Annotated in this window: 18 protein-coding genes and 1 pseudogene; 9 read left to right on the forward strand and 10 right to left on the reverse strand. The window is 57.9% G+C overall.

The window, feature by feature from the left end; translation table 11 throughout:
• Positions 1-185: 185 nt before the first annotated feature.
• Entirely contained in the window at positions 186-1,076 is an 891-nt protein-coding gene (gene prpB, locus ABIA48_RS05640; RefSeq protein WP_007988902.1) for a methylisocitrate lyase, read from the reverse strand.
• Positions 1,073-1,792, reverse strand: coding sequence for a GntR family transcriptional regulator (locus tag ABIA48_RS05645; protein ID WP_277536108.1), 720 nt, complete (start codon positions 1,790-1,792; stop codon positions 1,073-1,075). The genes prpB and ABIA48_RS05645 overlap by 4 nt, the downstream gene beginning before the upstream one ends.
• A 297-nt stretch (positions 1,793-2,089) precedes the next feature.
• On the opposite strand from ABIA48_RS05645, the gene ABIA48_RS05650 reads away from it, so the two are divergent.
• The 4 genes from ABIA48_RS05650 to pabB all read left to right on the forward strand — a co-directional run bounded on the left by ABIA48_RS05650 (position 2,090) and on the right by pabB (position 6,730).
• Positions 2,090-2,626 (forward strand): ATP-dependent zinc protease family protein, encoded by a 537-nt coding sequence (locus ABIA48_RS05650; RefSeq protein WP_429487351.1) that lies wholly within the window; start codon positions 2,090-2,092, stop codon positions 2,624-2,626.
• Positions 2,627-2,631: 5 nt separating this feature from the next.
• Positions 2,632-4,167, forward strand: a complete 1,536-nt coding sequence (locus tag ABIA48_RS05655; RefSeq protein ID WP_429487352.1) for an inactive transglutaminase family protein — start codon at positions 2,632-2,634, stop codon at positions 4,165-4,167.
• Positions 4,167-5,153 carry an alpha-L-glutamate ligase-like protein gene (locus tag ABIA48_RS05660; RefSeq protein WP_429487353.1) on the forward strand — a complete coding sequence of 329 codons (987 nt, stop codon included), beginning with the start codon at positions 4,167-4,169 and terminating at the stop codon, positions 5,151-5,153. The genes ABIA48_RS05655 and ABIA48_RS05660 overlap by 1 nt, the downstream gene beginning before the upstream one ends.
• Before the next feature lie 233 nt (positions 5,154-5,386).
• Positions 5,387-6,730, forward strand: a complete 1,344-nt coding sequence (pabB, locus tag ABIA48_RS05665) for an aminodeoxychorismate synthase component I (RefSeq protein WP_429487354.1) — start codon at positions 5,387-5,389, stop codon at positions 6,728-6,730.
• Between the two features lie 85 nt (positions 6,731-6,815).
• Here the strand turns inward: pabB and thrH are convergent, their stop codons facing one another.
• Positions 6,816-7,433: a bifunctional phosphoserine phosphatase/homoserine phosphotransferase ThrH gene (gene thrH / locus ABIA48_RS05670; protein WP_204931717.1), complete on the reverse strand. Its 618-nt coding sequence runs from the start codon at positions 7,431-7,433 to the stop codon at positions 6,816-6,818.
• A 175-nt stretch (positions 7,434-7,608) separates the two neighbouring features.
• On the opposite strand from thrH, the gene ABIA48_RS05675 reads away from it, so the two are divergent.
• From ABIA48_RS05675 to ABIA48_RS05685, 3 genes are all read left to right on the forward strand, one after another.
• Positions 7,609-8,349, forward strand: a complete 741-nt coding sequence (locus tag ABIA48_RS05675) for a phosphoadenylyl-sulfate reductase (RefSeq protein WP_007971943.1) — start codon at positions 7,609-7,611, stop codon at positions 8,347-8,349.
• Positions 8,350-8,915: 566 nt separating this feature from the next.
• The gene (locus ABIA48_RS05680; protein WP_429487355.1) at positions 8,916-10,457 is read left to right on the forward strand and encodes an NCS1 family nucleobase:cation symporter-1; all 1,542 of its coding nucleotides are present in this window, start codon (positions 8,916-8,918) and stop codon (positions 10,455-10,457) included.
• Positions 10,458-10,513: 56 nt separating this feature from the next.
• Positions 10,514-11,242, forward strand: coding sequence for an aspartate/glutamate racemase family protein (locus ABIA48_RS05685; protein WP_429487356.1), 729 nt, complete (start codon positions 10,514-10,516; stop codon positions 11,240-11,242).
• Between the two features lie 6 nt (positions 11,243-11,248).
• On the opposite strand, the gene ABIA48_RS05690 is transcribed toward ABIA48_RS05685, so the two are convergent.
• Together ABIA48_RS05690 and ABIA48_RS05695 are read right to left on the reverse strand one after the other, a co-directional pair.
• Positions 11,249-14,053, reverse strand: a complete 2,805-nt coding sequence (locus tag ABIA48_RS05690) for an RHS repeat domain-containing protein (RefSeq protein WP_429487357.1) — start codon at positions 14,051-14,053, stop codon at positions 11,249-11,251.
• Between the two features lie 69 nt (positions 14,054-14,122).
• A pseudogene (locus ABIA48_RS05695) lies at positions 14,123-14,482 on the reverse strand (LysR substrate-binding domain-containing protein); the annotation flags it as partial.
• 131 nt (positions 14,483-14,613) lie between these two features.
• Here ABIA48_RS05695 and ABIA48_RS05700 point away from each other — a divergent pair.
• Both ABIA48_RS05700 and ABIA48_RS05705 read left to right on the forward strand, forming a co-directional pair.
• Positions 14,614-15,192, forward strand: a complete 579-nt coding sequence (locus tag ABIA48_RS05700; RefSeq protein WP_178076720.1) for an NAD(P)H-dependent oxidoreductase — start codon at positions 14,614-14,616, stop codon at positions 15,190-15,192.
• Between the two features lie 183 nt (positions 15,193-15,375).
• Positions 15,376-15,759: a MerR family transcriptional regulator gene (locus ABIA48_RS05705; RefSeq protein ID WP_063343456.1), complete on the forward strand. Its 384-nt coding sequence runs from the start codon at positions 15,376-15,378 to the stop codon at positions 15,757-15,759.
• 129 nt (positions 15,760-15,888) lie between these two features.
• Here the strand turns inward: ABIA48_RS05705 and ABIA48_RS05710 are convergent, their stop codons facing one another.
• The 5 genes from ABIA48_RS05710 to ABIA48_RS05730 all read right to left on the reverse strand — a co-directional run bounded on the left by ABIA48_RS05710 (position 15,889) and on the right by ABIA48_RS05730 (position 22,234).
• Positions 15,889-18,498 (reverse strand): efflux RND transporter permease subunit, encoded by a 2,610-nt coding sequence (locus tag ABIA48_RS05710; protein WP_429487358.1) that lies wholly within the window; start codon positions 18,496-18,498, stop codon positions 15,889-15,891.
• Positions 18,499-18,530: 32 nt separating this feature from the next.
• A complete protein-coding gene (locus tag ABIA48_RS05715; protein ID WP_429487359.1) occupies positions 18,531-19,367 on the reverse strand; it encodes an outer membrane lipoprotein-sorting protein in 837 nt (278 codons plus the stop codon).
• Between the two features lie 82 nt (positions 19,368-19,449).
• Entirely contained in the window at positions 19,450-20,733 is a 1,284-nt protein-coding gene (locus ABIA48_RS05720; protein WP_429487360.1) for a DUF1302 family protein, read from the reverse strand.
• A gap of 2 nt (positions 20,734-20,735) precedes the next feature.
• Positions 20,736-21,500 carry an SDR family NAD(P)-dependent oxidoreductase gene (locus tag ABIA48_RS05725; RefSeq protein ID WP_063343453.1) on the reverse strand — a complete coding sequence of 255 codons (765 nt, stop codon included), beginning with the start codon at positions 21,498-21,500 and terminating at the stop codon, positions 20,736-20,738.
• Positions 21,497-22,234: a 3-oxoacyl-ACP reductase family protein gene (locus ABIA48_RS05730; RefSeq protein WP_429487361.1), complete on the reverse strand. Its 738-nt coding sequence runs from the start codon at positions 22,232-22,234 to the stop codon at positions 21,497-21,499. Before ABIA48_RS05730 ends, ABIA48_RS05725 begins: the two co-directional genes overlap by 4 nt.
• Positions 22,235-22,238: the final 4 nt, after the last annotated feature.

A 22,238-nucleotide genomic window follows, 5' to 3' on the forward strand; every position in this document is an offset into this window, starting at 1 on the left:
CCAATCTTGAATTTGTTAGGGAATCGGCAAATTTATTAAATTTACACCGCTCTCTGTAGCAGCTGGCGAAGCCTGCGTCCGGCTGCGCAGCAGTCGTAAAACCTGCCTGCACGATTGTCCGGATTTGCGAGTCCTTCGGCCTCGAACGCAGCCTCGCAGGCTCGGCAGCTGCTACAGGGCTTTCATCATTTCTTTGACGCAAACAACGCATCGAGCTTCTGCTCGAAGGTGTGGTAGTCGATGCGATCGTAAAGCTCCATGCGCGTCTGCATGGTGTCGATGACGTTCTGTTGCGTGCCATCGCGACGGATCGCGGTGTAGACGTTTTCTGCCGCCTTGTTCATGGCGCGGAACGCCGACAGCGGGTACAGCACCAGCGATACGTCGGCAGCGGCCAGTTGCTCGGTGGTGTACAGCGGCGTCGCGCCGAATTCGGTGATGTTGGCCAGGATCGGCGCTTTCACGCGGCTGGCGAACAGCTTGTACATTTCCAGTTCAGTGATGGCTTCCGGGAACACCATGTCGGCGCCAGCCTCGATGCACGCGGCAGCACGATCCAGGGCAGACTCCAGACCTTCCACCGCCAGGGCGTCGGTACGGGCCATGATCACAAAGCTGTCATCGGTGCGCGCATCGACGGCCGCCTTGATGCGGTCGACCATTTCCTGCTGGGTCACGATTTCTTTATTAGGACGGTGGCCGCAACGCTTGGCGCCCACCTGGTCTTCGATGTGAATCGCCGCCGCGCCGAACTTGATCATCGACTTGACGGTGCGAGCAACGTTGAACGCCGAGGAACCGAAACCGGTGTCCACGTCCACCAGCAATGGCAGATCGCAGACATCGGTGATACGGCGCACGTCGGTCAGCACGTCATCCAGACCGGTGATGCCCAGGTCAGGCACGCCGAGGGAGCCGGCAGCCACCCCGCCACCCGACAGGTAGATCGCCTTGAAACCGGCGCGCTTGGCCAGCAGCGCGTGGTTGGCGTTGATCGCGCCGACCACTTGCAGTGGATGTTCGCTGGCGACCGCATCGCGGAAACGCTGGCCTGGTGTGCTCTTGTTCAAACTCATGACTCACCTCGTTTGGCTGTCGGGTTAACGCCGTCCTGGTAGTGACGGGCGATATTGCGTTTGGAGGCGCCGATGTGACGGCGCATCAACAACTCGGCCAGCTCACCGTCACGGTCGGCGATGGCATCGAGAATGCGGTGGTGCTCGGCGAACGCCTGGTGCGGGCGATTGGGCGTGGTGGAAAACTGGATGCGGTACATGCGCACCAGTTGATAGAGCTCGCCACAGAGCATTTGGGTCAGCGTGCGGTTGCCACTGCCCTGGATGATTCGGTAATGAAAGTCGAAATCGCCTTCCTGCTGGTAATAGCCTCGGCCGGCCTGAAACGCTTCATCGCGCTCATGGGTTTCCAGGACCCGACGCAATTCGTCGATTTCTTCGACACTCATGCGCTCGGCGGCCAGGCGACAGGCCATGCCTTCCAGGGATTCGCGGATTTCGTATAGCTCAATCAGCTCGGCGTGATTGAGCGAGACCACCCGTGCGCCGACATGCGGCACACGAACCAGCAGGCGCTGGCCTTCCAGACGGTGGATGGCCTCGCGCAACGGGCCACGGCTGATGCCGTAGGTGCGCGCCAGTTCCGGTTCGGAGATCTTGCTGCCCGGGGCGATCTCGCCTTTGACGATAGCCGCCTGAATGCGTCGGAAGACGTTCTCGGAAAGTGTCTCCGTATCGTCTTGCGTAGAAACCGGGGGATCGAGTTGATCCAGCATATTGTCGACACCTTGTGAGCCAGTGCCGCAAAAACTAGCGAATAGTGGCGTAACAGTCAAAGCATAAATCGATATTGTCGACAATCTTCTGATAACCGGCTGCACCATAACGAAGCAACCCGCCTACTTATAGCCACCGGCCAGCGCTGGCGCCATCAAACCACCGTGCTAGAATGCCGCCCGCATTTGTTTGTCACATCTGCACTGTCTGTCATAAAACCCTGATAGGCATACGAGGGAGCTTGCGCAGCGATGCCAGGGCCTTGAATCAAGTCGTACCGCTGCGCATCAGGATTTATGAGACTCAAGCCCTTCCCCACCTTCCTTTGTTTCCTTTGCCTGCCCGGATTCGCAGTGGCCGGGGAAAAGACCGTATATGGCCTTAATGAGTACGCATCGCTCAATGGCATCAATCTGGAAGTGGCAGCCAAACTCGACACCGGGGCGAAAACCGCTTCCCTGAGTGCGCGGGATATCAAACGCTTCAAACGTAACGGCGAGTCGTGGGTGCGTTTTTACCTGGCCATCGACGCCGCCCATTCGCACCCGATCGAACGCCCGTTGGCCCGTGTCAGCAAGATCAAGCGCCGGGCCGGCGACTACGACCCGGAGGAAGGCAAGAAGTACACCGCTCGTCCGGTGATCGAGCTGGACATTTGCATGGGCTCGGCCCTGCGCAGCATCGAAGTGAACCTGACCGACCGCAGCGCCTTCCAATACCCGCTACTGATTGGCTCCGAAGCGCTCAAACGCTTCGATGCACTGGTTGACCCCAGCCTTAAATATGCTGCCGGCAAACCCGCCTGCACCACCGACGCTTATACCGCCGAGTAATTTCAATGCGCTCTCTTACCCTTCATCTGAAACTGCTGATCGCCATCCTGGTGGTGCTGGGCATTTCAGTTACGGCCTATCAGATCTTCGTCCTGGGCATCCCCGTGACCGAAGATGCCACTGACGACCTGTGGAACATCGACGCCAAGGTCGAGTTCGTCGCCAGCGCCAAGGACCCGGTCAAGATCCAGATGTTCGTGCCGCCGCTGAGCCGCGACTTCGTCAGTCTCAACGAGAGCTTCATCTCCAATAACTACGGCGTGGCTGTGAACCGGGTCGACGGCAACCGCAAGGTCACCTGGTCGGCACGCCGGGCCAAAGGTAATCAAACGCTGTATTACCGCCTCGTGCTGACCAAGCGTTACTCCGGTGAAAAAGCCAAGATCAAAGGCCCGACCTTCCGCGACAGCATGGCCATCGAAGGCCCGGAAAAAATCGCCGCCGAAGCCCTGCTTGCACCGATTCGCCAACACTCGGCCGACGTCGAAACCTTCGTCGGCGAAGCCATCAAGCGGGTCAACAACCTCAATGACGACAACGTGAAACTGCTGCTGGCCGGTGATCCATCCACCGCGCACAAGGCGAAAATTGTCGAGTTGCTACTATCCATCGCCCACGTCCCGATCGAAAAAGTCCACACCATCCGCCTGGTGGCCGACCAGCCGCAAATGCCGGAACTGTGGCTGCGCAGTTTCAACGGCACCGACTGGCTGTACTTCAACCCGGAAACCGGTGAACAGGGCCTGCCGACCGACCGCCTGCTGTGGTGGACCGGCGACGAAAACCTGATCACCGTCGATGGCGGCAAGAAAGCCAACGTGACCTTCAGCCTGAACAACAGCGAAATGAACGCTATTCGCCTGGCCAAGCTGACCGACGAAAACACCGACGCCAACTTCCTCGAATACTCACTGTACGGCCTGCCGCTGGAAACCCAGCAGACCTTCATGATCATGGTGATGATCCCGATCGGCGTGCTGGTGATCCTGATCCTGCGCAACCTGGTCGGCATCCAGACCCTGGGCACCTTCACCCCGGTGCTGATCGCCCTGGCCTTCCGCGAAACCCAGCTCGGCTTCGGTATCATGCTGTTTACCATCATCACGGCGCTGGGGCTTTCGCTACGGTCCTACCTCGAACACCTGAAGCTGCAAATGCTGCCGAGGCTGTCGGTGGTGCTGACCTTTGTGGTGGTGTTGATCGCGGCCATCAGCCTGTTCAGCCATAAGCTCGGCCTGGAACGCGGCTTGTCGGTGGCGCTGTTCCCGATGGTGATCCTGACCATGACCATCGAACGCCTGTCGATCACCTGGGAAGAACGCGGCGGCGGCCATGCCATGAAAGTGGCCATCGGCACGCTGTTCGCCGCGTCCCTGGCGCACCTGATCATGACCGTGCCGGAACTGGTGTACTTCGTGTTCACTTTCCCGGCGATCCTGCTGATCCTGGTGGGTTTCATGCTGGCCATGGGTCGTTATCGCGGTTATCGCCTGACCGAACTGGTGCGTTTCAAGGCCTTCCTGAAAAAGGTTGACGCCTGATGTTCGGCTTCTGGAAAACCTGGAAGGCCCTGGAAGCCCAGGGCATCATGGGGATCAACCGGCGCAACGCAGACTACGTGCTCAAGTACAACAAGCGCAGCCTGTACCCGATCGTCGATGACAAGATCATCACCAAGGAGCGCGCCATCGCTGCCGGCATCCATGTGCCCGAGCTGTATGGCGTGATCTCCACCGAAAAGGAAATCGACAATCTCGAAGAGATCATCGGCGCACGCAATGACTTCGTGATCAAACCGGCGCAGGGCGCTGGTGGCGACGGCATCCTGGTGATCGCCGACCGCTTCGAGGGTCGTTACCGCACGGTGTCCGGCAAGATCATCAGCCACGAGGAAATCGAGCACCAGGTTTCCAGCATCCTGACCGGCCTGTACTCCCTCGGCGGCCACCGCGACCGGGCGCTGATCGAATACCGCGTGATTCCCGACCAGATCTTCAAGAGCATCAGTTATGAAGGCGTGCCGGACATCCGCATCATCGTACTGATGGGGTACCCGGTCATGGCCATGTTGCGCTTGCCGACCCGTCAGTCCAACGGCAAGGCCAACCTGCACCAGGGCGCCATCGGCGTCGGCGTGGACCTGGCCACCGGCCTGACCCTGCGCGGCACCTGGCTGAACAACATCATCAACAAACACCCGGACACCACTAACGCCGTTGACGGTGTGCAACTGCCCTACTGGGACGGTTTCATGAAACTCGCCGCTGGCTGTTATGAGTTGTGCGGGCTGGGCTACATCGGTGTCGACATGGTCCTTGACCAGGACAAAGGCCCGCTGATTCTTGAGCTCAATGCCCGGCCAGGGCTGAATATCCAGATTGCCAACGACTGCGGCCTGACGTCGCGCACTCATGCGGTGGAAGCGCGACTGGAAGACCTGAAGGCCCGTGGCGTGACTGAAACCGTCGGGGAGCGCGTGGCGTTTGTTCAAGAGATGTTTGGGCATATTCCTGCGGTCGAGGGTTGATCCCTTGTGGCGAGGGGGCTTGCCCCCGTTCGGCGGCGCAGCCGTCTCAAACCGGCTGACTCGGTCTACCAGATAAACCGGAGGGCCGCTGCGCAGCCCAACGGGGGCAAGCCCCCTCGCCACAGGTTTCATACAGTTGCTGCAACCTTAGCTCTTTCCGACACCCCTCTAGGACCAAATCCTGCAGAGGACTACAATCGCCACCCCGCCTCGATGGCTGATCGCCCCCACCCATGTTGACCTGCTCCGTACACCCGCTGCCCTATCGCGCCAACCCCGCCGAGTACTTCGCGGCGATTCGCCATGCCCCCGGTGCCGTGCTGCTCGACAGCGGCCGCCCCAGTGCGGACCGCGGTCGCTATGACCTGCTCAGCGCCTGGCCACTGGAACAACTGACGGTATCGCCCGACGAAAGTGGTGACGATTTCCTGCAACGCCTGCGCGATAACCTGACACGCCTGGGCGAAGCCACTCTGCCGGCGCCCTACGAGTTGCCGTTTGTCGGTGGATTGATCGGCTACCTGAGTTACGATTTCGGCCGACATCTGGAGCGCCTGCCGAGCCAGGCTCGGGACGACCTGCAACTGCCTGACGCACGTTTCGGCTTGTACGGCTGGGCATTGATCAGCGATCACCATTCGCTGACCAGTCAATTGGTGTTCCACCCGACTCTGCCGGACAGCGAGCGTCAGCGCCTGACCGAGCTGTTCAGCCAGCCGGCAGCGGAAGTGGGCAAGCCCTTCAAACTGCTCACCCCGATGACTGCCGACTTGAGCGCTGACGAGTACCGACAGGCAATCGAGCGCATCCAGCAATACATTCAGGCCGGTGACTGCTATCAGGTCAATTTCGCCCAACGGTTTCGCGCGCCCTGCCAGGGTGATTCGTGGGCCGCGTACTGCGCACTGCGCACGGCGTGCCCCACGCCTTTTTCCGGTTTCCAGAGTTTGCCTGACGGCGCAGCCGTACTCAGCCTGTCGCCGGAACGCTTCGTCAAAGTCAGCCAGGGCCATGTGGAAACCCGCCCGATCAAGGGCACCCGCCCTCGGGGCCTGACGCCAGAGCAAGACGCCGCGAACGCTGCCGAATTGCTGGCCAGCCCCAAGGACCGCGCAGAAAACCTGATGATTGTCGACCTGCTGCGCAATGACCTCGGTCGGACCTGCCGCACCGGTTCGGTCCGGGTGCCGGAATTGTTCAGCCTGGAAAGCTATCCGAACGTGCATCACCTGGTGAGCAGCGTCACCGGTGAACTGGCGGACGGCCGTGATGCCCTGGACCTGATCGCCGGCAGTTTCCCGGGCGGTTCGATCACCGGTGCACCAAAGATTCGTGCCATGCAGATCATCGATGAGCTGGAACCGACCCGACGCGGGCTGTATTGCGGTTCATTGGTGTACCTGGACGTGCGCGGCGAGATGGACAGTTCCATCGCCATCCGCAGTTTGCTGGTCAAGGACGGTCAGGTGTGTTGTTGGGGGGGTGGCGGGATTGTCGCGGACTCGGAGTGGCAGGCTGAGTATCAGGAATCGATCACCAAGGTGAAGGTGTTGCTCGATACCCTGCAAAACCTTTAAAAACATCGCGAGCAGGCTCGCTCCTACAGGTTCACCGCAATACCTGTGGGAGCGGGCTTGCCCGCGAAGGCGTCAGACCAGGCGACTACAGACTCAACGTCCGGTTCGAAGCTTTGATGAACTCCTGCTTCAACGCTTCAAACGTGTGCACCGCCGGGAACTGCGGGAACTCGGCGATCACGTTATCCGGCGCATGGAACAGAATACCGGCATCGGCCTCGCCCAGCATCGTGGTGTCGTTGTAGGAATCCCCCGCCGCGATCACCCGGTAGTAGAGGCTCTTGAAGGCCAGGACCGACTGGCGCTTGGGATCTTTCTGACGCAGTTGGTAGCCAGTGACTCGCCCACTGTCGTCAGTAATCAGACGATGGCAGAGCAAGGTCGGGAAGCCCAACTGACGCATCAGCGGCTGGGAGAACTCATAAAAGGTGTCCGACAGGATCACCACCTGGAAGCGCTCGCGCAGCCAGTCGACGAACTCGATGGCGCCGTCCAGCGGCTTGAGCGTGGCGATCACTTCTTGAATGTCGGAGAGCTTCAGGTCGTGCTCGTCGAGTATCCGCAGGCGTTGCTTCATCAGCACGTCATAGTCGGGAATGTCCCGGGTGGTGGCCCTGAGGGATTCGATCCCGGTTTTTTCGGCGAAGGCGATCCAGATTTCCGGGACCAGCACACCTTCAAGATCCAGACAGGCAATTTCCACAAGACACTCCCATTTGTATTGATTATTGAGTCGAGCGAGCAAAAAGACTGCCGAACTCTAGCGACTCGGGTCTGCCTGCGCAACGCAGAGGATGTCCCCCGGCCGGTGCAGCTTTTTGTTACCATCGACTCCATATAGAGCGCCCAGCGCCACCGACCTGTAGGAAGCCGCCCTGATGAGCCCAACGTTCGACGTCGTGGAACTCGCCACGACCTATGCCAACAAATCCGCCCAGGACATCCTGAAACTCGCGTTTGCCGAGTTCGGCGATGACCTGTGGATATCTTTCAGCGGTGCCGAGGACGTGGTGCTGGTGGACATGGCCTGGAAGCTGAACAAAAACGTCAAGGTATTCAGCCTCGACACCGGTCGCTTGCACCCAGAGACGTATCGCTTCATCGATCAGGTACGCGAGCACTACAAGATCGACATCGAACTGGTGTCGCCGGACTACACGAAGCTCGAACCGTTCGTGAAGGAAAAGGGTCTGTTCAGTTTCTACAAGGACGGCCATGGCGAATGCTGCGGCATCCGCAAGATCGAACCATTGCGCCGCAAGCTGTCAGGCGTGAAGGCCTGGGCCACCGGCCAGCGTCGGGACCAGAGCCCCGGCACCCGTAGCGCCGTCGCGGTGATGGAAATCGACACCGCGTTCTCCACCCCGGAACGCACCCTGTACAAGTTCAACCCGCTGGCGCAAATGACCAGCGAAGAGATCTGGGGTTACATCCGCATGCTGGAACTGCCTTACAACAGCCTGCACGAACGCGGTTTCATCAGCATCGGCTGCGAACCCTGCACCCGCCCGGTACTGCCGAACCAGCATGAGCGAGAAGGCCGCTGGTGGTGGGAAGAAGCGACGCAGAAAGAATGCGGGTTGCATGCCGGGAATATCATTAGCAAGTCGAAAGCCTGATCCCAAGCCTTGTGAAATACCCCCTGTGGGAGCGGGCTTGCTCGCGAAGGCGGTGTATCAGTCACTCAATGCATCGACTGACCCGACGCTTTCGCGAGCAAGCCCGCTCCCACACTGGTTAGTGTCAGCCCACAAAAAATGTGTACACACGAATGTCACCGTAGGTGCCATTTGTGTGTGCACTTTTAGTTTCTGCGCCCCAAAAAGTTACATCTCCTTTCCCACCGCCTCGCCCAAGCCCCTCTCGAAAAAAATAAATACCTGTTCAACCGGTCAATTTAAATTTTCTGTTTTTCAGTCAGTTATCTGTTTTCGATAACAAAACGAAATGAGCACTGGCTTTTATAGAATCCTGGCTGGCACGGATCTGGCTTAAGTGCATACATGTTTTGTATACAATCAACTCAAAACATACACACACTTTAGATCCGCAAGCCTGAAGCGCCCTATCCCGTACAGGCTGCAGATGCCCCGTAACCAATGATATTCGCCACCCGCGACGAAGATTTGTCGAGCCAACGCTCATGCACAGTCATCACGGCGTCGAGCATCAGGAGCCTGCCGGAATGCGTACTAGTCTCTCCAATAACAATATCGCGCTGGATCTACCCTCCTCCCATTCCACCCACACGACCGACAGTCAAGCGCATCACGTCCCCGTCGTGCTCAGTCCCCGACTGCACAACAAAGACCTGGCACCGACCAAGGCCGAAGGTCGGCGCTGGGGCCGCTACAGTATCTTTGCCCTGTGGACCAACGACGTTCACAACATCGCCAACTACTCGTTTGCCATCGGCCTGTATGCCCTGGGCCTGGGCGGCTGGCAGATCCTGTTGTCCCTGGGGATCGGTGCGGCGCTGGTGTATTGCTTCATGAACCTGTCCGGCTACATGGGACAGAAGACCGGGGTGCCGTTTCCGGTCATCAGCCGCATCAGTTTCGGCATTCATGGTGCACAAATTCCTGCATTGATCCGCGCCGTTATCGCCATCGCCTGGTTCGGTATTCAGACATACCTGGCCTCGGTGGTATTTCGCGTGTTGTTGACGGCGGTCCATCCCGGGTTCGCCGACTACGACCACGACTCGATCCTCGGCCTGTCGACCCTGGGTTGGGTGTGTTTCGTCACGATCTGGTTCGTGCAACTGGCGATCCTTGCCTATGGCATGGAGATGGTGCGGCGCTACGAGGCGTTTGCCGGCCCGGTGATTCTGCTGACCGTCGCCGCTCTCGCCGCGTGGATGTACACCCAGGCCGATGCGACTATCGCCTGGTCGATCCGCGAGCCGCTGACCGGGTCCGAGATGTGGCGCAACATCTTTGCCGGTGGCGCACTGTGGCTGGCGATCTACGGTACGTTGATCCTCAACTTCTGTGACTTCGCCCGTTCTTCGCCATGCCGTAAAACCATCAAGGTCGGAAATTTCTGGGGTTTGCCGGTAAATATTCTGGTGTTCGCCAGCATCACCGTCCTGCTGTGCGGCGCGCAATTTCAGATCAATGGCCGGATCATCGAAAGCCCGACCGAAATCATCGCCTCGATCCCCAACACCTTCTTCCTGGTGCTCGGTTGCCTGGCATTCCTGATCGTCACCGTGGCGGTGAACATCATGGCCAACTTCGTCGCCCCGGCCTTCGTGCTCAGTAACCTGGCGCCGAAATACCTGACGTTCCGCCGTGCCGGCTTGATCAGCGCGACCATCGCCGTGCTGATCCTGCCGTGGAACCTCTACAACAGTCCGCTGGTGATCGTGTATTTCCTGTCCGGCCTCGGTGCCCTGCTCGGCCCGCTGTACGGCGTGATCATGGTCGACTACTGGCTGGTACGCAAAGGTCAGGTCAACGTCCCGCAGTTGTACAGCGAAGACCCGAACGGCGCGTATTACTACAGCCGCGGGGTCAATTTGCGCGCCGTGGCGGCGTTCATTCCCGCCGCCCTGATCGCCATCGTCCTGGCGCTGGTGCCAGGATTCCACAGCGTATCGCCATTCTCCTGGCTGATTGGTGCGGGCATCGCCGGGATGCTCTACCTGATCATCGCCAAGCGCCAACCGCACTACGCCGATATCAGCGGCGAAGCCATCGCGGTCGACAACGTCAGTCATTAAACCTGTTGCGGCCCGACGTTGTCGGGTCGCAGAACCACCTGCAATAAGGACTTCCCATGCGCATTCTTGTGGTCAACGTCAACACCACCGAATCCATCACCCAGGCCATCGCCCGCTCGGCGCAGGCCGTGGCCTCACCCGGCACGGAAATCGTCGGCCTCACCCCGCACTTCGGCGCTGACTCCATCGAGGGCAATTTCGAAAGTTACCTGGCGGCCATTGCGGTCATGGACCGGGTGATGTCCTACGACCAGCCATTCGACGCGGTGATCCAGGCCGGCTACGGCGAGCACGGCCGCGAAGGCTTGCAGGAACTGCTCAACGTACCGGTGGTGGATATCACCGATGCCGCCGCCAGCACGGCGATGTTTCTCGGTCACGCCTACTCCGTGGTCACCACCCTCGACCGCACCGTGCCGCTGATCGAAGATCGCCTGAAGCTCTCCGGCCTGTGGGACCGTTGTGCCTCGGTACGGGCCAGTGGCTTGGCGGTGCTGGAACTGGAACACGAACCACAGCGTGCACTGGAGGCCATCGTGCATCAGGCGGAACTGGCGGTGACCCAGGACAAGGCCGAAGTGATTTGCCTGGGCTGCGGCGGCATGGCCGGGCTGGACGAACAGATTCGCCGGCGTACCGGCGTGCCGGTGGTGGACGGCGTGACGGCGGCGGTGACTATTGCCGAGTCCCTGGTGCGGCTGGGGTTGTCGACCTCGAAGGTGCGGACTTATGCGACGCCACGGCCGAAAAACATCATTGGCTGGCCGGGGCGGTTTGGACGCTAGTCTTTCCTAATGTAGAGGTCTGTATTTTGATATAACTTGATGACCGGCAAGCCCGACAGCGAGGCTTGCCCAAGTGTCAGCGTTGCGAAGAAAAATACTTTCATTAGTTATTGGTTGCTTTTTTTCCTGCAGTTCAAACTTAACAGCCCTATATTCAGCACCAGAATTATTCAATCTACTACTTTGCTCCCCCTTTGCACCTACATCCATGCTAATGCCAATGGCCCCCGTTAGTGCTGCCACCATTCCCCTATCATCTCTCGGAAATCCAAAGTCCGACCTATGCGAGTAGAATACATCCTCCGTCTTGAGCCTTTGATGAGAAACCTCATGAATAAAAAGCATCCCTAAAGATGATACATCGCTACCTTCTACCTGAGACAGCTTAACAAACATACGCGCATGCTCATCAGTGGTGCGTACGTAACCACTTTCGGAACTAGCACTTTCATAAATTACGATCTGATCGTTACCCGGCTCCATCCGGGACCTTATAGAATTAAGTATTTTTGCAAAACCGTTTGCAATGGATGCTATCCCACTTATCGTAACCTCTGAATTACCCAACAATGCTTTCATGACAGTATCCAGCATTTGACTGCGCGGCTGGTTTTCAACATTGGAAAGGGCGCTCTCCAGTGTATTCGCGGCAAAATCCAGACTCATCCGAATTTTTTCAGCAAGGACCTTCCTTCGTTCACTCTGCCCCTCGAAATCTTTTAACCCGCGAGCGATGAAAGTAGTACTTGAGTCCTCTTTTAAAAGCTCCCTCTCAACTCTATCCCCAGCTTCGCCTCTGAATTTTTTAGAGCAACGACCATTCAAATCAACCCGACCGACAGGAGAACTTCGAACAAACTCAAACAGATTGATACTGTCCAAAACCCCCGCAGGATCAGGACTTATCCAGCGGCAAATCCAAGGCGCGTAGTAGCGCGAGCCATAGTAATAAAGACCTGTAGCATCTAGCTCCTTACCCGAATAATGAATAAACTTGCAACGTGCATCACATTGACTTCTCGCCGCCCACCAAGCAGTCCCCCCGTAGGGGTAATACACTTCATGGTTGAGCATAGAAGCGCTTGCATCCAGCTCTAACATGCTCGAACCCAAATGATCGTCAATGCTATAGCGTATCTGATCGTTCAATAGACATTCGGGCCTGCCGCTGATCCAGTGCAATATTCGAACACGCCGCCGCCCCGCCACGACATCCAACACCTCCAGCGTTTCTCCTGTACCGTTGTTGGTTCGTAATTCCAGCCCTGGTAGATAGCGCGTTTGTGCGATATGCGTTTGCGAGTGAGTAAGCGTTGAATGGATTTTCCGCACTCGCTGTCCAGTAGCGTCATATCCATACCACTCCGTGTCGTGATTTCCATTTTCACGACAAACGGGTGTCACATCCCTGAGCTGATCGCGTAGGGTCCAAGTCAATTCCTGGCCCGGTTGCAGAAAACGCAAATTGCCATTTTTATCAAATGCATCATCAAAATCTTGCACCACCCTCGAACGGCTTTCAGCCTCAAGCAGGCTGCGATTGCTGTAGGGAGCCACCAACATTCGGCAAGTGTAATTTCGGCTCCCCACATGTCGAAGTTCTAACAAATTACCAGCTGCGTCATAGAAATAGTTCTGGACATAGTTGGCCTGCTGATCAGAATCTACTGGCAAGGACTGAAGGCCAGGCAATCCTGGAGCAGATGTAGCAGACCTCACTTCCCAGCCACTGGCCTTGGTTAGTTGATAAAGTGTGTCGTATTCAAAAGACCTGAGAGGCTCGATCCTCTGGTTGGCGAAATAACGGATTGGTTGTATCAAATCCTCAACCTGCGTTATGTTGCCCACCGGATCAAAGGCATAACGCAAGTCCTGAAAAGCCTTCCCACCTAGCTTTCGAGTGGTCAGCCGTGTGAGACGCCCATTTTCGGAACAATAGGTGGAGCAGCAGATGACACCATTACCTAATATCTCTCGTTCAACCTGCCCAAAAGCGTTGTATTGAATGGCTCCGACCAACATCTGTGGATATTGTTGTTCAGAAAGCTGCAATTGAGCACTCTGCAGTTGCCCGGATACGGTGTAGGCAAACGTCTGAGTATTACCCTTAGCATCGGTCTGGCTGACAGGCTCGCCCTGCGGGCCAAATTGCCAAAGTGTTATTGCGCCAGGCCCGGACTCAATCAAATGCTCGCGTTCAGCTATTTCTTCCTGCCAGTCAGGTAGATGCGGTTCGTTGAGGAAGTGATCTCGTTGCTGCATAAGCTCACCTGCCATACTTCGCTCTTCGAAACGACGGCTCACGACGCAGTCGTCATGGCGTGAAGGTCGTCCACATTGGTTGTGCCTGGCAGCCTCAGGATCCCCAGCGGCATAGGTCAATCGCTCAACGCAGCGCTCGCACTCACCCTCAATTTGTTCAAACACGGCCTGCGGTCGTCGCTGAGAGTCATATTCACTGCGTACTCGACTTCCTCGACCGTCCCATCCTAATAGCCGTTGTGCAGTTTCGCCTGATAGCGTGACCTGCCAACCAGCGTCAACACTGTCATTCATTAATACCAGGCCAGACAGACTGAACACCCTGGACTGATTGGCAGACACACTTTCATCGCTTAGCGCCCTTTCAAAGAGTCGAGGATCCCAAACACTCTCAGAACGACCCGCCGAATCAAATACTTGGCGACTAACCCGTGCGTCTATCACATCAGGTAATGTACGCCGATGATAAGCAACTTCACGCACGAACAATCCACGCGGATCGATTGCAACTAAAGAGGGTGTATGCACATGTACGGCCGATGCTTCCATGACGAATCCAACTTTAGTTGATCAACGTCCATTCAGAAGGGAAAAGCGGCGTCACACAAACCTACTGACCTAGAGCGCGCTAAACCTCGTCCCCAACCTCCGCTCCAAAAACTGCTCGATGATGAAGTCAACAAACGCCCGGGTCTTTCCTGGCATTAGTTTGTGTTCAGCATAGTAGATAGAAATGTTGCCATCATCGACATACCAATCCGGCAACACCCGCAGCAACCGGCCCGTTTCCAGATAGCCCACCGCAAACGGCATGCTCACCAGCGCAATGCCCAGGCCCTGTGCTGCCGTGGCGCAGGCTGCCTCGGAATCGCTCATGGTCATCCGTGCCTTGAGCATCAACGGGCTATGGTGCTGATGGCGATGGGGCAACTGCCAGGAGCGCACACGACCGGTTTGCGGCGAGCGGATCAGAATCCCGGTCACGAGCTACTGCTTTTGATGCGCTTATGCCAGAGCCTTGCTTGAGGTGCTTTCTGTTGAATCAGCCCGCATTGACTCTCCCGTTAAGGGCAGACTCTACCCTGAAGGTTCCATTTTCAGGAGCAAGTCTGATGAGCAAACGAGTACTGGTGATTCTGGGTCACCCCTCAACCGATAGTTTCTGTGGAGCGCTGACCGATACATATGTCGAGGCTGCAAAAAGTGCCGGACACGACGTGCGCCTGTTACGACTCGATGCTCTGAGCTTCGACCCGGTGCTACACGATGGTTACAACCTGATCCAGATGCTGGAGCCCGATCTGCTCAAAGCCCAGGCCGATATCACCTGGGCTGAACATCTGACGTTTGTCTATCCGATCTGGTGGGGCGGTATTCCGGCCTTGATGAAAGGCTTTTTCGACCGGGTTTTCCTGCCCGGTTTTGCCTTCAAATACCGCAAAGGCAAAGCCTTTCCAGACAAACTCCTGAAAGGACGAACCGCTCACCTGCTGGTGACCATGGATACTCCTCCGTGGTACTACAAGTGGGTCTACCGCATGCCCGGACTGCACCAGATGCGCAAGACCACGCTGGAGTTCTGTGGCATCAAGCCATTGAAGACCCTGACGTTTGGCCCGATCCTCGGCTCGAAGCCGACACAAAGGGACGCCTGGCTCAGGCAAGCCCAGGCGATCGCCAGCAACTGAAGCTCTCGCACTGTGCAGCATCGCCTTGCAGCGGGCGATGCCGTCTTCGACCCATCCTGCGCCCTACACACCCCGCCATTTGACCCGTCCGGGTTCCAGTCTCGGCATGCTTGTGTAAAGATGCCGCGCCCGCGCCAGACGCGTGAATGCTCGGGCTCTTTCTGCACATAAAAAGGACTTTTCATGTATATCGGCAAAGCCGCCCAGCTGTCGGGCACTACGGTCAAGAGTATCCGGCACTATGAAGAAATCGGCTTGTTACCGCCGCCACAGCGCGAAGGCAAATATCGAATCTATAGCCAGCAGAGCGTTGAGTTGCTGACGTTCATCAAGTGCGCCCAGCAACTGGGTTTCAAGCTCAAGGAAATGCAAGCGATCCTGCAGGACCACAGGGGCCAGGAGCTGCCATGGGACCTGGCGAACAAGGCTATAGCGGACAAAAAACAGGAATTGATGACCCAGATTGAAGCGTTGCAGCAGGTGCATGCGGGGTTGGTCGAATTCGAAGTCAACCTCAAGGACGCTCAGAATCAATGCCAGTTCGAACACATCACTAAAATCGCCTGAACACCATCAACCCACTGCACAGATCCGAGACGGCTATTAGCCCGCTTTGTGCTGCCAAGGCACGCCGGCAATGAGTGGTTCCTGAAAACCGGATGCCGGCGTAACCCGTTGCAACAGCAGTCCTTTCGCTTAACTCAAAGCGCCGTCACGCAATAGGTACTCGCGTTCACCCTCCGGCCGCTCAGGAACGATTGCCGCGAAGAACCACGGCGATATCAATGTCACCAGCAAGATGGTCATCACCCCGCTGGAGAATAGCGCCAGCGCCACCAGCGTTCCCAGATCAATGACCGGCTTGTAGGCGGAAAACAGTAACGCGAGGAACCCCACCGAAAAAATCACCACATTGACCACGGTCGACCGCCCGACGCTGTGCATGGCCGTGAGAATCGCCTCATCGACATGCACGCCTTGCTGAACCAGCAACTTGATCCGCGACAGCAGGTGTACGGCGTAATCGACCACCCCCACCACCAGGAACGTCACCAGCGTCGTGCCGATATTCAGCTCGATGTCCAGCAGATACATACAGCCATAGACCGTCACCGAGGTGGTCAGCAGCGTGAGCATGCCAAGAATGCCCAGGCGTACCGACTTCAACCAGTACATCATCATCAGCGTGACCACCAGCAGCGCCAGAGAGAAGCTCAGCACCTGGCCCTGGGTGATTTCCTGCAACACTCCGGTCCAGATATAAGGCGTCCCGGCATGAGTCACCTGCAGGTTGGCCGGCTTGTTCACCAGCAACCAGGCATCCAGGCGATCGAGCATGTCCTGGTAATCGCTGGCGACCGAAGAGGTCATGGTGTAAAGCGTCAGCGCCTTGGAATAGTCGGCATTGAGCACGTTCTGCAAGTCAGAGCCGCCGCCGTTCTCGAACATCATGATGTGTTGCTCGATCAGCGAGTTGCCGTCCACCTCAAACGTTTCTGTCTGCCCCTCATCGTTGACCGACTTCACATGCTCCAGCGCTTGCGGCACGCGCAGATAGTCAGGATTCATGTCATTGAGCACCAGGTTCATACGCTTGACGTAAGTCGCCACCGAATAGGTGTAACTGACGTTCGGCTGGGACTTGATGAACTGGTCGAGCCGGTCGAGGAACTGCACCACCTCGGTGGTCAGGACACCTCGCGGGGTCTTGCTATCGAAGGCGATCCAGCCGGGAGACGTGCCGGCGACATGAGCCCGGTTGATGAACTCATCCGAGACCCGGACCGGGCTGTCCTTCTTGAAGTAGGCAATCCCTGAGTCCTCGATATTGACCAGGAAGGTGAAAACCGTCATCAGCGCCAACAACGGCAAGGTGACAATCAGGACTGGCTTGCGCCAGCGGATCAAGCGCGCACAGAACGCTACCAGGTATCGCGAGATGATCGACTCTTTGTGGACGGTTTTGCGCCGCGGCTGATCCTTGCCCCAGATGGAAATCCACGCCGGGATCAACAACAGGGAAATGATCAAGGCCGCCGTCAGCCCGATGGACATAAAGAGGCCGAAATTGCGAATGCTGACGATATTGTTGGTGGTGGAAATCATGAACGTAGCGATGGTGGTCACTGTGGTCAGCACCACCGGAGTAACCATCATCCGCATGGTCTCGCGGTTGGCCTCGCGATAAGACTTGCCGGCGTTGAGCTGCTCGTAATACTCGGCCATCACATGGATCGCATCGGCGCAGCAAATGGTGAACAAAAAGACCGGCAACACGCTGGTCAGCAGGTCCATCGGTACCCGAAACAGCGCCATCAGGCCCAAGGTCCAAATGGTGCAGAAGAGGATATTGAACAGCGGCAGAAGCACACCCAAAGGCTTGCGGAAAAAGAACACCAGCAGCGAAGTCACCAGCAGGAACACGATCGGGAACAACAAAGCCAGGTCATGATCGATGATCTCCTGCTGTGCCGCGATAAAGATCGGCATCCCGGCGATGAATACCTCATCGGTGAATTGCGGATGTTTGGCCTGGTAGTCCGCGACGATCTGACGAACCTGGTGATAGGCGCGTAGTTGAGCCTGGGCGTCGTCCTGTTTGGTCCCGAGTTCGGCGACCACCATGGCGACTTTCTTGTCGGCAGAGACGACCCCACCGACCATCTGTTCGTTGCCCATGATCTGCGCTTCGACGACCTTGGGGTCCATGTCCAGGCCATGCAGGGTCTTGTGAATCCACAGTTCGCCATCGGGGCTCAGGCTGATGTTTTCCAAGTCGGCCATGGAGGCCATTTCCTTGATCGGGTTGATCCGCTCGACGAGAAAACCGAGGAACTGCTGGTCACGCGGATCCCAGCCCTGGCTACGGGCGTGATCGCGCAAAACCTGGGCCTGGGCGTAATCGTTCTGGGAAAAACCTTCGCTGAGGATATCCGCGGCCAACAGCTGGGCGCGACTGTCCGCCCCATGCTTGCCAACAATGCGCTGCAGTTCGACTTCATCCTGCGCGTTGGCCAGCATTAGGCGCCGCAGGGCTTGCGAGAGCTCGAACTGGGCATTGAGCGATTCACTGTTGAAGACACTCTGCCGATTGTTCAGCGCCACCATGACCGAGTCGTAGGTACCGGTGAATTCGTGTTGAAGGTCGAGAATGGTTTTGCGCGCCGGATGGGATTCCTTGAGTAAATAAGGATTGGTATCCGACATCAGCGAGCCGAGTGTGTAGGTGAACCAGGCGGTGATCGCCACTAGCACAAACACAATCGCCCGCGCATAGCGCTCAACGAAGTTCAGGTATCGTTCCATGATCATGCGTTCCAGAAAGGTCGGGGCAGCTCTTAGCGAGCGGACACGGCAAACTCAGGCAGGTCGCCGGGTTTCAGGCCGCGTTTGATGGCGGTCTGGATAAACAGCCGGTCGTCCAGCTCGACGTTGTACTGCAACTGGTTGAAACGCAGCTGGGAGCGAGTGCCCGCGATGAAGTCTTCGGTTTCGCTCAGGGTGATGCTGTCGATCTGATCGACAGTCTCGACTTTCAGTGTGCGCATCTGTTTGAACATCACGCCTTTGACATCGAAGAAATCCTGACGCATGACCAGCAGATTCTTTTTGTCGATCCAGACCTTGAGCATGTTGTAGCCGGTCTTGGCCAGGACTTGCGCAGACGCTGGCGCGCGCTCGATGACATAACAATCCCGACCGGCAATGTTCTCCTCCGCGACCAGAGTCTGGCGGTAATCGTTGGCCCGGATCTTGTCCAGGTCAGCATAGGAATAATCACTGCCCATGAAGGCGCCGCGCTTGTCGGTGGTGGAGATGCGCCGGGTCTGCCGGCTGACCGGCAAGTACATCCATTGACTGTCTTCGGCGCCCAATGCTTCGTGGGGGTTTTCAATGTGGAAGGCGACATCGCGCACGTCGTTGGGCGCCGAGAAAAACATGGTGAACTTGTCGCTGTCCGGATAATCCTTCTGCAGGTAGCTGAACTCGCGCACCCGGCTGTTGCCCTGCTTATCGAGCAGGACCAACGACACCTGCGACATGAAGCTCTTGCCGTCGTTGCGGTCTCTGGCCTGGCGGATGATTTCATCAGCGCTCTGGCCCTGGGCGGCAAACACCGAAGCACTCGTCAGCATCAACACACCAACCGTCAGGCTCTTGAATAGCGGCAACATAGAAATTTCCTTTTCATCATGTGAGTGAGTGGCTCGCCGGCGCACTGTGCACGCAGGCGCTGTAGGTTCAGAACCTGTATGTTTAAAACAAATAACCTGCCGAAAGCCGAACCTGATCGCGCTGGTCGTATTCGCCAAAGGGTCGGTCCTCCTTGCCAAAAAACACATCCACCTCCAGCCCAAGCTTGAGCCAGTCGGCCGGTTTGTAGGTGAAGATGCCCTGCAGCAACGCGTCGTCTTTGGCCGGCGGTGACATGACCAGCGCCAGCCGGCTCTTGAGTCGGTCCCGCAGGTGGGTGCCTTCGGCGGACAGGGTGAATAGATCGTCACGTTTGTCCTGCAACATCCCGACTTGCCAGTCGAGCAGTTGCTGTTCCTGCCATTGCACGGAGATCAGCCAGTTGCGCAGCAGATAGTCGACGCCAAGCAGCGACTTGATCATCGGACTCTCATCACTGCCGTACTGGCGGTAGGGGTTGGTCACTCGCCAGTCGTCGAAATAGGCCACCTCGCTACGCACGACAATACTGTGCCCGGCATCGATCGCCAGGCCGGCACCGCCCATGCTGTAACGCGGGAACTGCCGTTCCAGGCGAATTCGCTGATCGTCGGCCACACCCTCGACCGCATACACCGGATCTTGCTGACGGGCATTGAGTGCGACGAAGCTGGCGTCCACCGCGCCGATCTGGCCGTTGGCGCTCACACCATAGGAGAAACCATGTGGAGCGGTGTAGTCGGGCGTGGAGTCGACGATGAACGTTGCCGGGTCCGGCCGGGCGAACAGCGGAGCGTCGAACTCGCTGCCTTGGGCCGGTGCCTGGTTTTTCACAAAGTCGGTAACCCACAGAGCTTCCAGTTCCCACTCGCCCACCGGCTGGGTCAGGCGCACCATAGGCACCGCAATGCGGCTGTCTTCAAGCAGGGCAGTCAGGCCCTCGCGGAAGTCGAGCGGGTTGATCTGATCGAGCACTCGTAGTTCATCCGCGCGGCCCCAGACCACCTGCTGCCAACCCACTGTCAGCTCACCGTCACCGACGTATTGTCCCCAGTACAAATGCCGCCAGTCGGCGCTGAAGCGGTAGTCTTCCCGGGCTTCCTGGCTGTAGGGGTTATTGCCGTCATAGCGGGCGTCATAACGCACCCGGCCTTTGGCCTTGTAATAGCCGCTGTCCCAGTTGTCCTCCAGATTGGCCTTGAAGTAGACGGCCTTCTGGGTGATCTGGTCGTCACCGTGCAAACGCAGCGCGGTGGCCACGCCGACTTCAGCATCGGCATGGGCCGGCGTGATGTCGGCCCTGGCCAACTCCGGGCCCAGGCAGACCAGCACGGCAGCCAGCCCCTGCCTGAATCGCTCTCTGGCCATGACTACATTCCCAACCCGACGCCGCCATCGATCATCAGGCTCTGCGCCGTGACGCCTCCTGCTTCGGGGCTCGCCAGGTAACGCACCATCGCCGCCACTTCATCACCCTGGATGAAACGTCGCAGCGGCAATTTTTTCTTCGCGTTGCGCAAGATCTGCTCTTGGCTGATCCCCGCAATACGGGCTTGAGCCGCCAGCTCGCCCTGCAACATCGGTGTGTCGATCCAGGCCGGCAGGATTGCATTGACGGTGATCTGGCGGGGCGCCAGATCCATCGCCAACGCCTTGGTCAGGCCGATGATGCCGTGCTTGGAAGCGCAGTAAGCGGTGTTACGCACCTTGCCGGCGCGCCCCAGAATCGACGACATATTGATGATCCGCCCGCGGTCCGCCATCAGCGGCAGGCACAGTGAGGTGACATAGAACGTGCCGTTCAGGTTGACCGAAATCACCTTGTGCCAGTTGTCCAGATCCTCGGGCTCGTTCTCGTCGCAGACACCGGCACTGTTCACCAGTACATCGACATAACCGAGACGCGTGGCCAGCGTCTTGAACAGCACTTGCAAACTGGCAAGGTCGGCAATGTCGGCCCTATAGGTTTCGATGCTCGCGGCAAACACCTGCCCCGCCACCCAGTCCTGTAACTGCGGCAGATCCAGATCGAGCAGAATCAGACGGTTTCCAGCATCGGTGGCAAAGTTTTCCGCCACCGCCCTACCGATACCTTTAGCCGCCCCCGTGATCAAAAGCGTTCGTGGCGAGCTCATGGCATTTTCAACCCGCCGTTGACGGACAACACTTCGCCCGTCAAGTAATGCCCGCGCTCGGCGATGTACAGCACCGCCTCGGCAATTTCCCGGGGCTCGGCCAAGCGTTTGATCAACAGTCGCGACTGGACTTCCTGCTCGTGAGCCCCCAGCAACGCCGCCGTCATGTCGGTATTGACGATGCCTGGGGCAACTGCGTTGACGCGGATGTTGCGCGGCGCCAGCTCAACGGCCAGGGCGCGGGTCAGCCCCTCGACCCCGCCCTTGGCGGCGGCATAGTTGCTTTGGCCCTTGCCGGGCTTTTGTGCGGCCACAGAGCTCAGGTTAATGATGCAGCCGCTACGTTGGCGCATCATGCCGGGCACGACCCGCTGACAGCAGAGCAAGGTGCCGATCAGGTTGGTCTGGATCACTTCGGTGATGTCATTGATCGACAGCGTTGCCAGCAAACCATCGCGCGTTATCCCGGCGTTATTGACCAGCAAATCAATGCGCTCGAACTGCTGTTCGACGCGCTCGAAAAAGCCCTTGATGCTGTTGCCGTCCTTGACGTCGCATTGCGACGCCAGGCACTCGCGCCCCATGGCCTCGACCTCGGCACGCAGCGCCATCGCAGCCTCTTCGTCACGCACATAACTGAAAGCAATCTGATAACCGGCGCCGGCCAGTGCCAGGACAATGGCTTTGCCGATGCCGCGACTGCCCCCGGTCACTACCGCTATTTTGTGGTTCATGGCC

Source organism: Pseudomonas sp. S30_BP2TU TE3576 (assembly GCF_050436025.1).
Classification (GTDB): domain Bacteria; phylum Pseudomonadota; class Gammaproteobacteria; order Pseudomonadales; family Pseudomonadaceae; genus Aquipseudomonas.

Bases quoted from the DNA above. Each gene is read 5' to 3' on its own strand.
- ABIA48_RS05705 (WP_063343456.1), top strand. From the start codon at position 15,376: ATGTATATCGGCAAAGCCGCCCAGCTGTCGGGCACTACGGTCAAGAGT.
- ABIA48_RS05710 (WP_429487358.1), bottom strand. From the start codon at position 18,498: ATGGAACGATACCTGAACTTCGTTGAGCGCTATGCGCGGGCGATTGTG.
- ABIA48_RS05690 (WP_429487357.1), bottom strand. From the start codon at position 14,053: ATGGAAGCATCGGCCGTACATGTGCATACACCCTCTTTAGTTGCAATC.
- ABIA48_RS05685 (WP_429487356.1), top strand. From the start codon at position 10,514: ATGCGCATTCTTGTGGTCAACGTCAACACCACCGAATCCATCACCCAG.
- ABIA48_RS05680 (WP_429487355.1), top strand. From the start codon at position 8,916: ATGCGTACTAGTCTCTCCAATAACAATATCGCGCTGGATCTACCCTCC.
- ABIA48_RS05725 (WP_063343453.1), bottom strand. From the start codon at position 21,500: ATGAGCTCGCCACGAACGCTTTTGATCACGGGGGCGGCTAAAGGTATC.
- prpB (WP_007988902.1), bottom strand. From the start codon at position 1,076: ATGAGTTTGAACAAGAGCACACCAGGCCAGCGTTTCCGCGATGCGGTC.
- ABIA48_RS05655 (WP_429487352.1), top strand. From the start codon at position 2,632: ATGCGCTCTCTTACCCTTCATCTGAAACTGCTGATCGCCATCCTGGTG.
- ABIA48_RS05645 (WP_277536108.1), bottom strand. From the start codon at position 1,792: ATGCTGGATCAACTCGATCCCCCGGTTTCTACGCAAGACGATACGGAG.
- pabB (WP_429487354.1), top strand. From the start codon at position 5,387: ATGTTGACCTGCTCCGTACACCCGCTGCCCTATCGCGCCAACCCCGCC.
- ABIA48_RS05730 (WP_429487361.1), bottom strand. From the start codon at position 22,234: ATGAACCACAAAATAGCGGTAGTGACCGGGGGCAGTCGCGGCATCGGC.
- ABIA48_RS05720 (WP_429487360.1), bottom strand. From the start codon at position 20,733: ATGGCCAGAGAGCGATTCAGGCAGGGGCTGGCTGCCGTGCTGGTCTGC.
- ABIA48_RS05660 (WP_429487353.1), top strand. From the start codon at position 4,167: ATGTTCGGCTTCTGGAAAACCTGGAAGGCCCTGGAAGCCCAGGGCATC.
- ABIA48_RS05715 (WP_429487359.1), bottom strand. From the start codon at position 19,367: ATGTTGCCGCTATTCAAGAGCCTGACGGTTGGTGTGTTGATGCTGACG.
- ABIA48_RS05650 (WP_429487351.1), top strand. From the start codon at position 2,090: ATGAGACTCAAGCCCTTCCCCACCTTCCTTTGTTTCCTTTGCCTGCCC.
- ABIA48_RS05675 (WP_007971943.1), top strand. From the start codon at position 7,609: ATGAGCCCAACGTTCGACGTCGTGGAACTCGCCACGACCTATGCCAAC.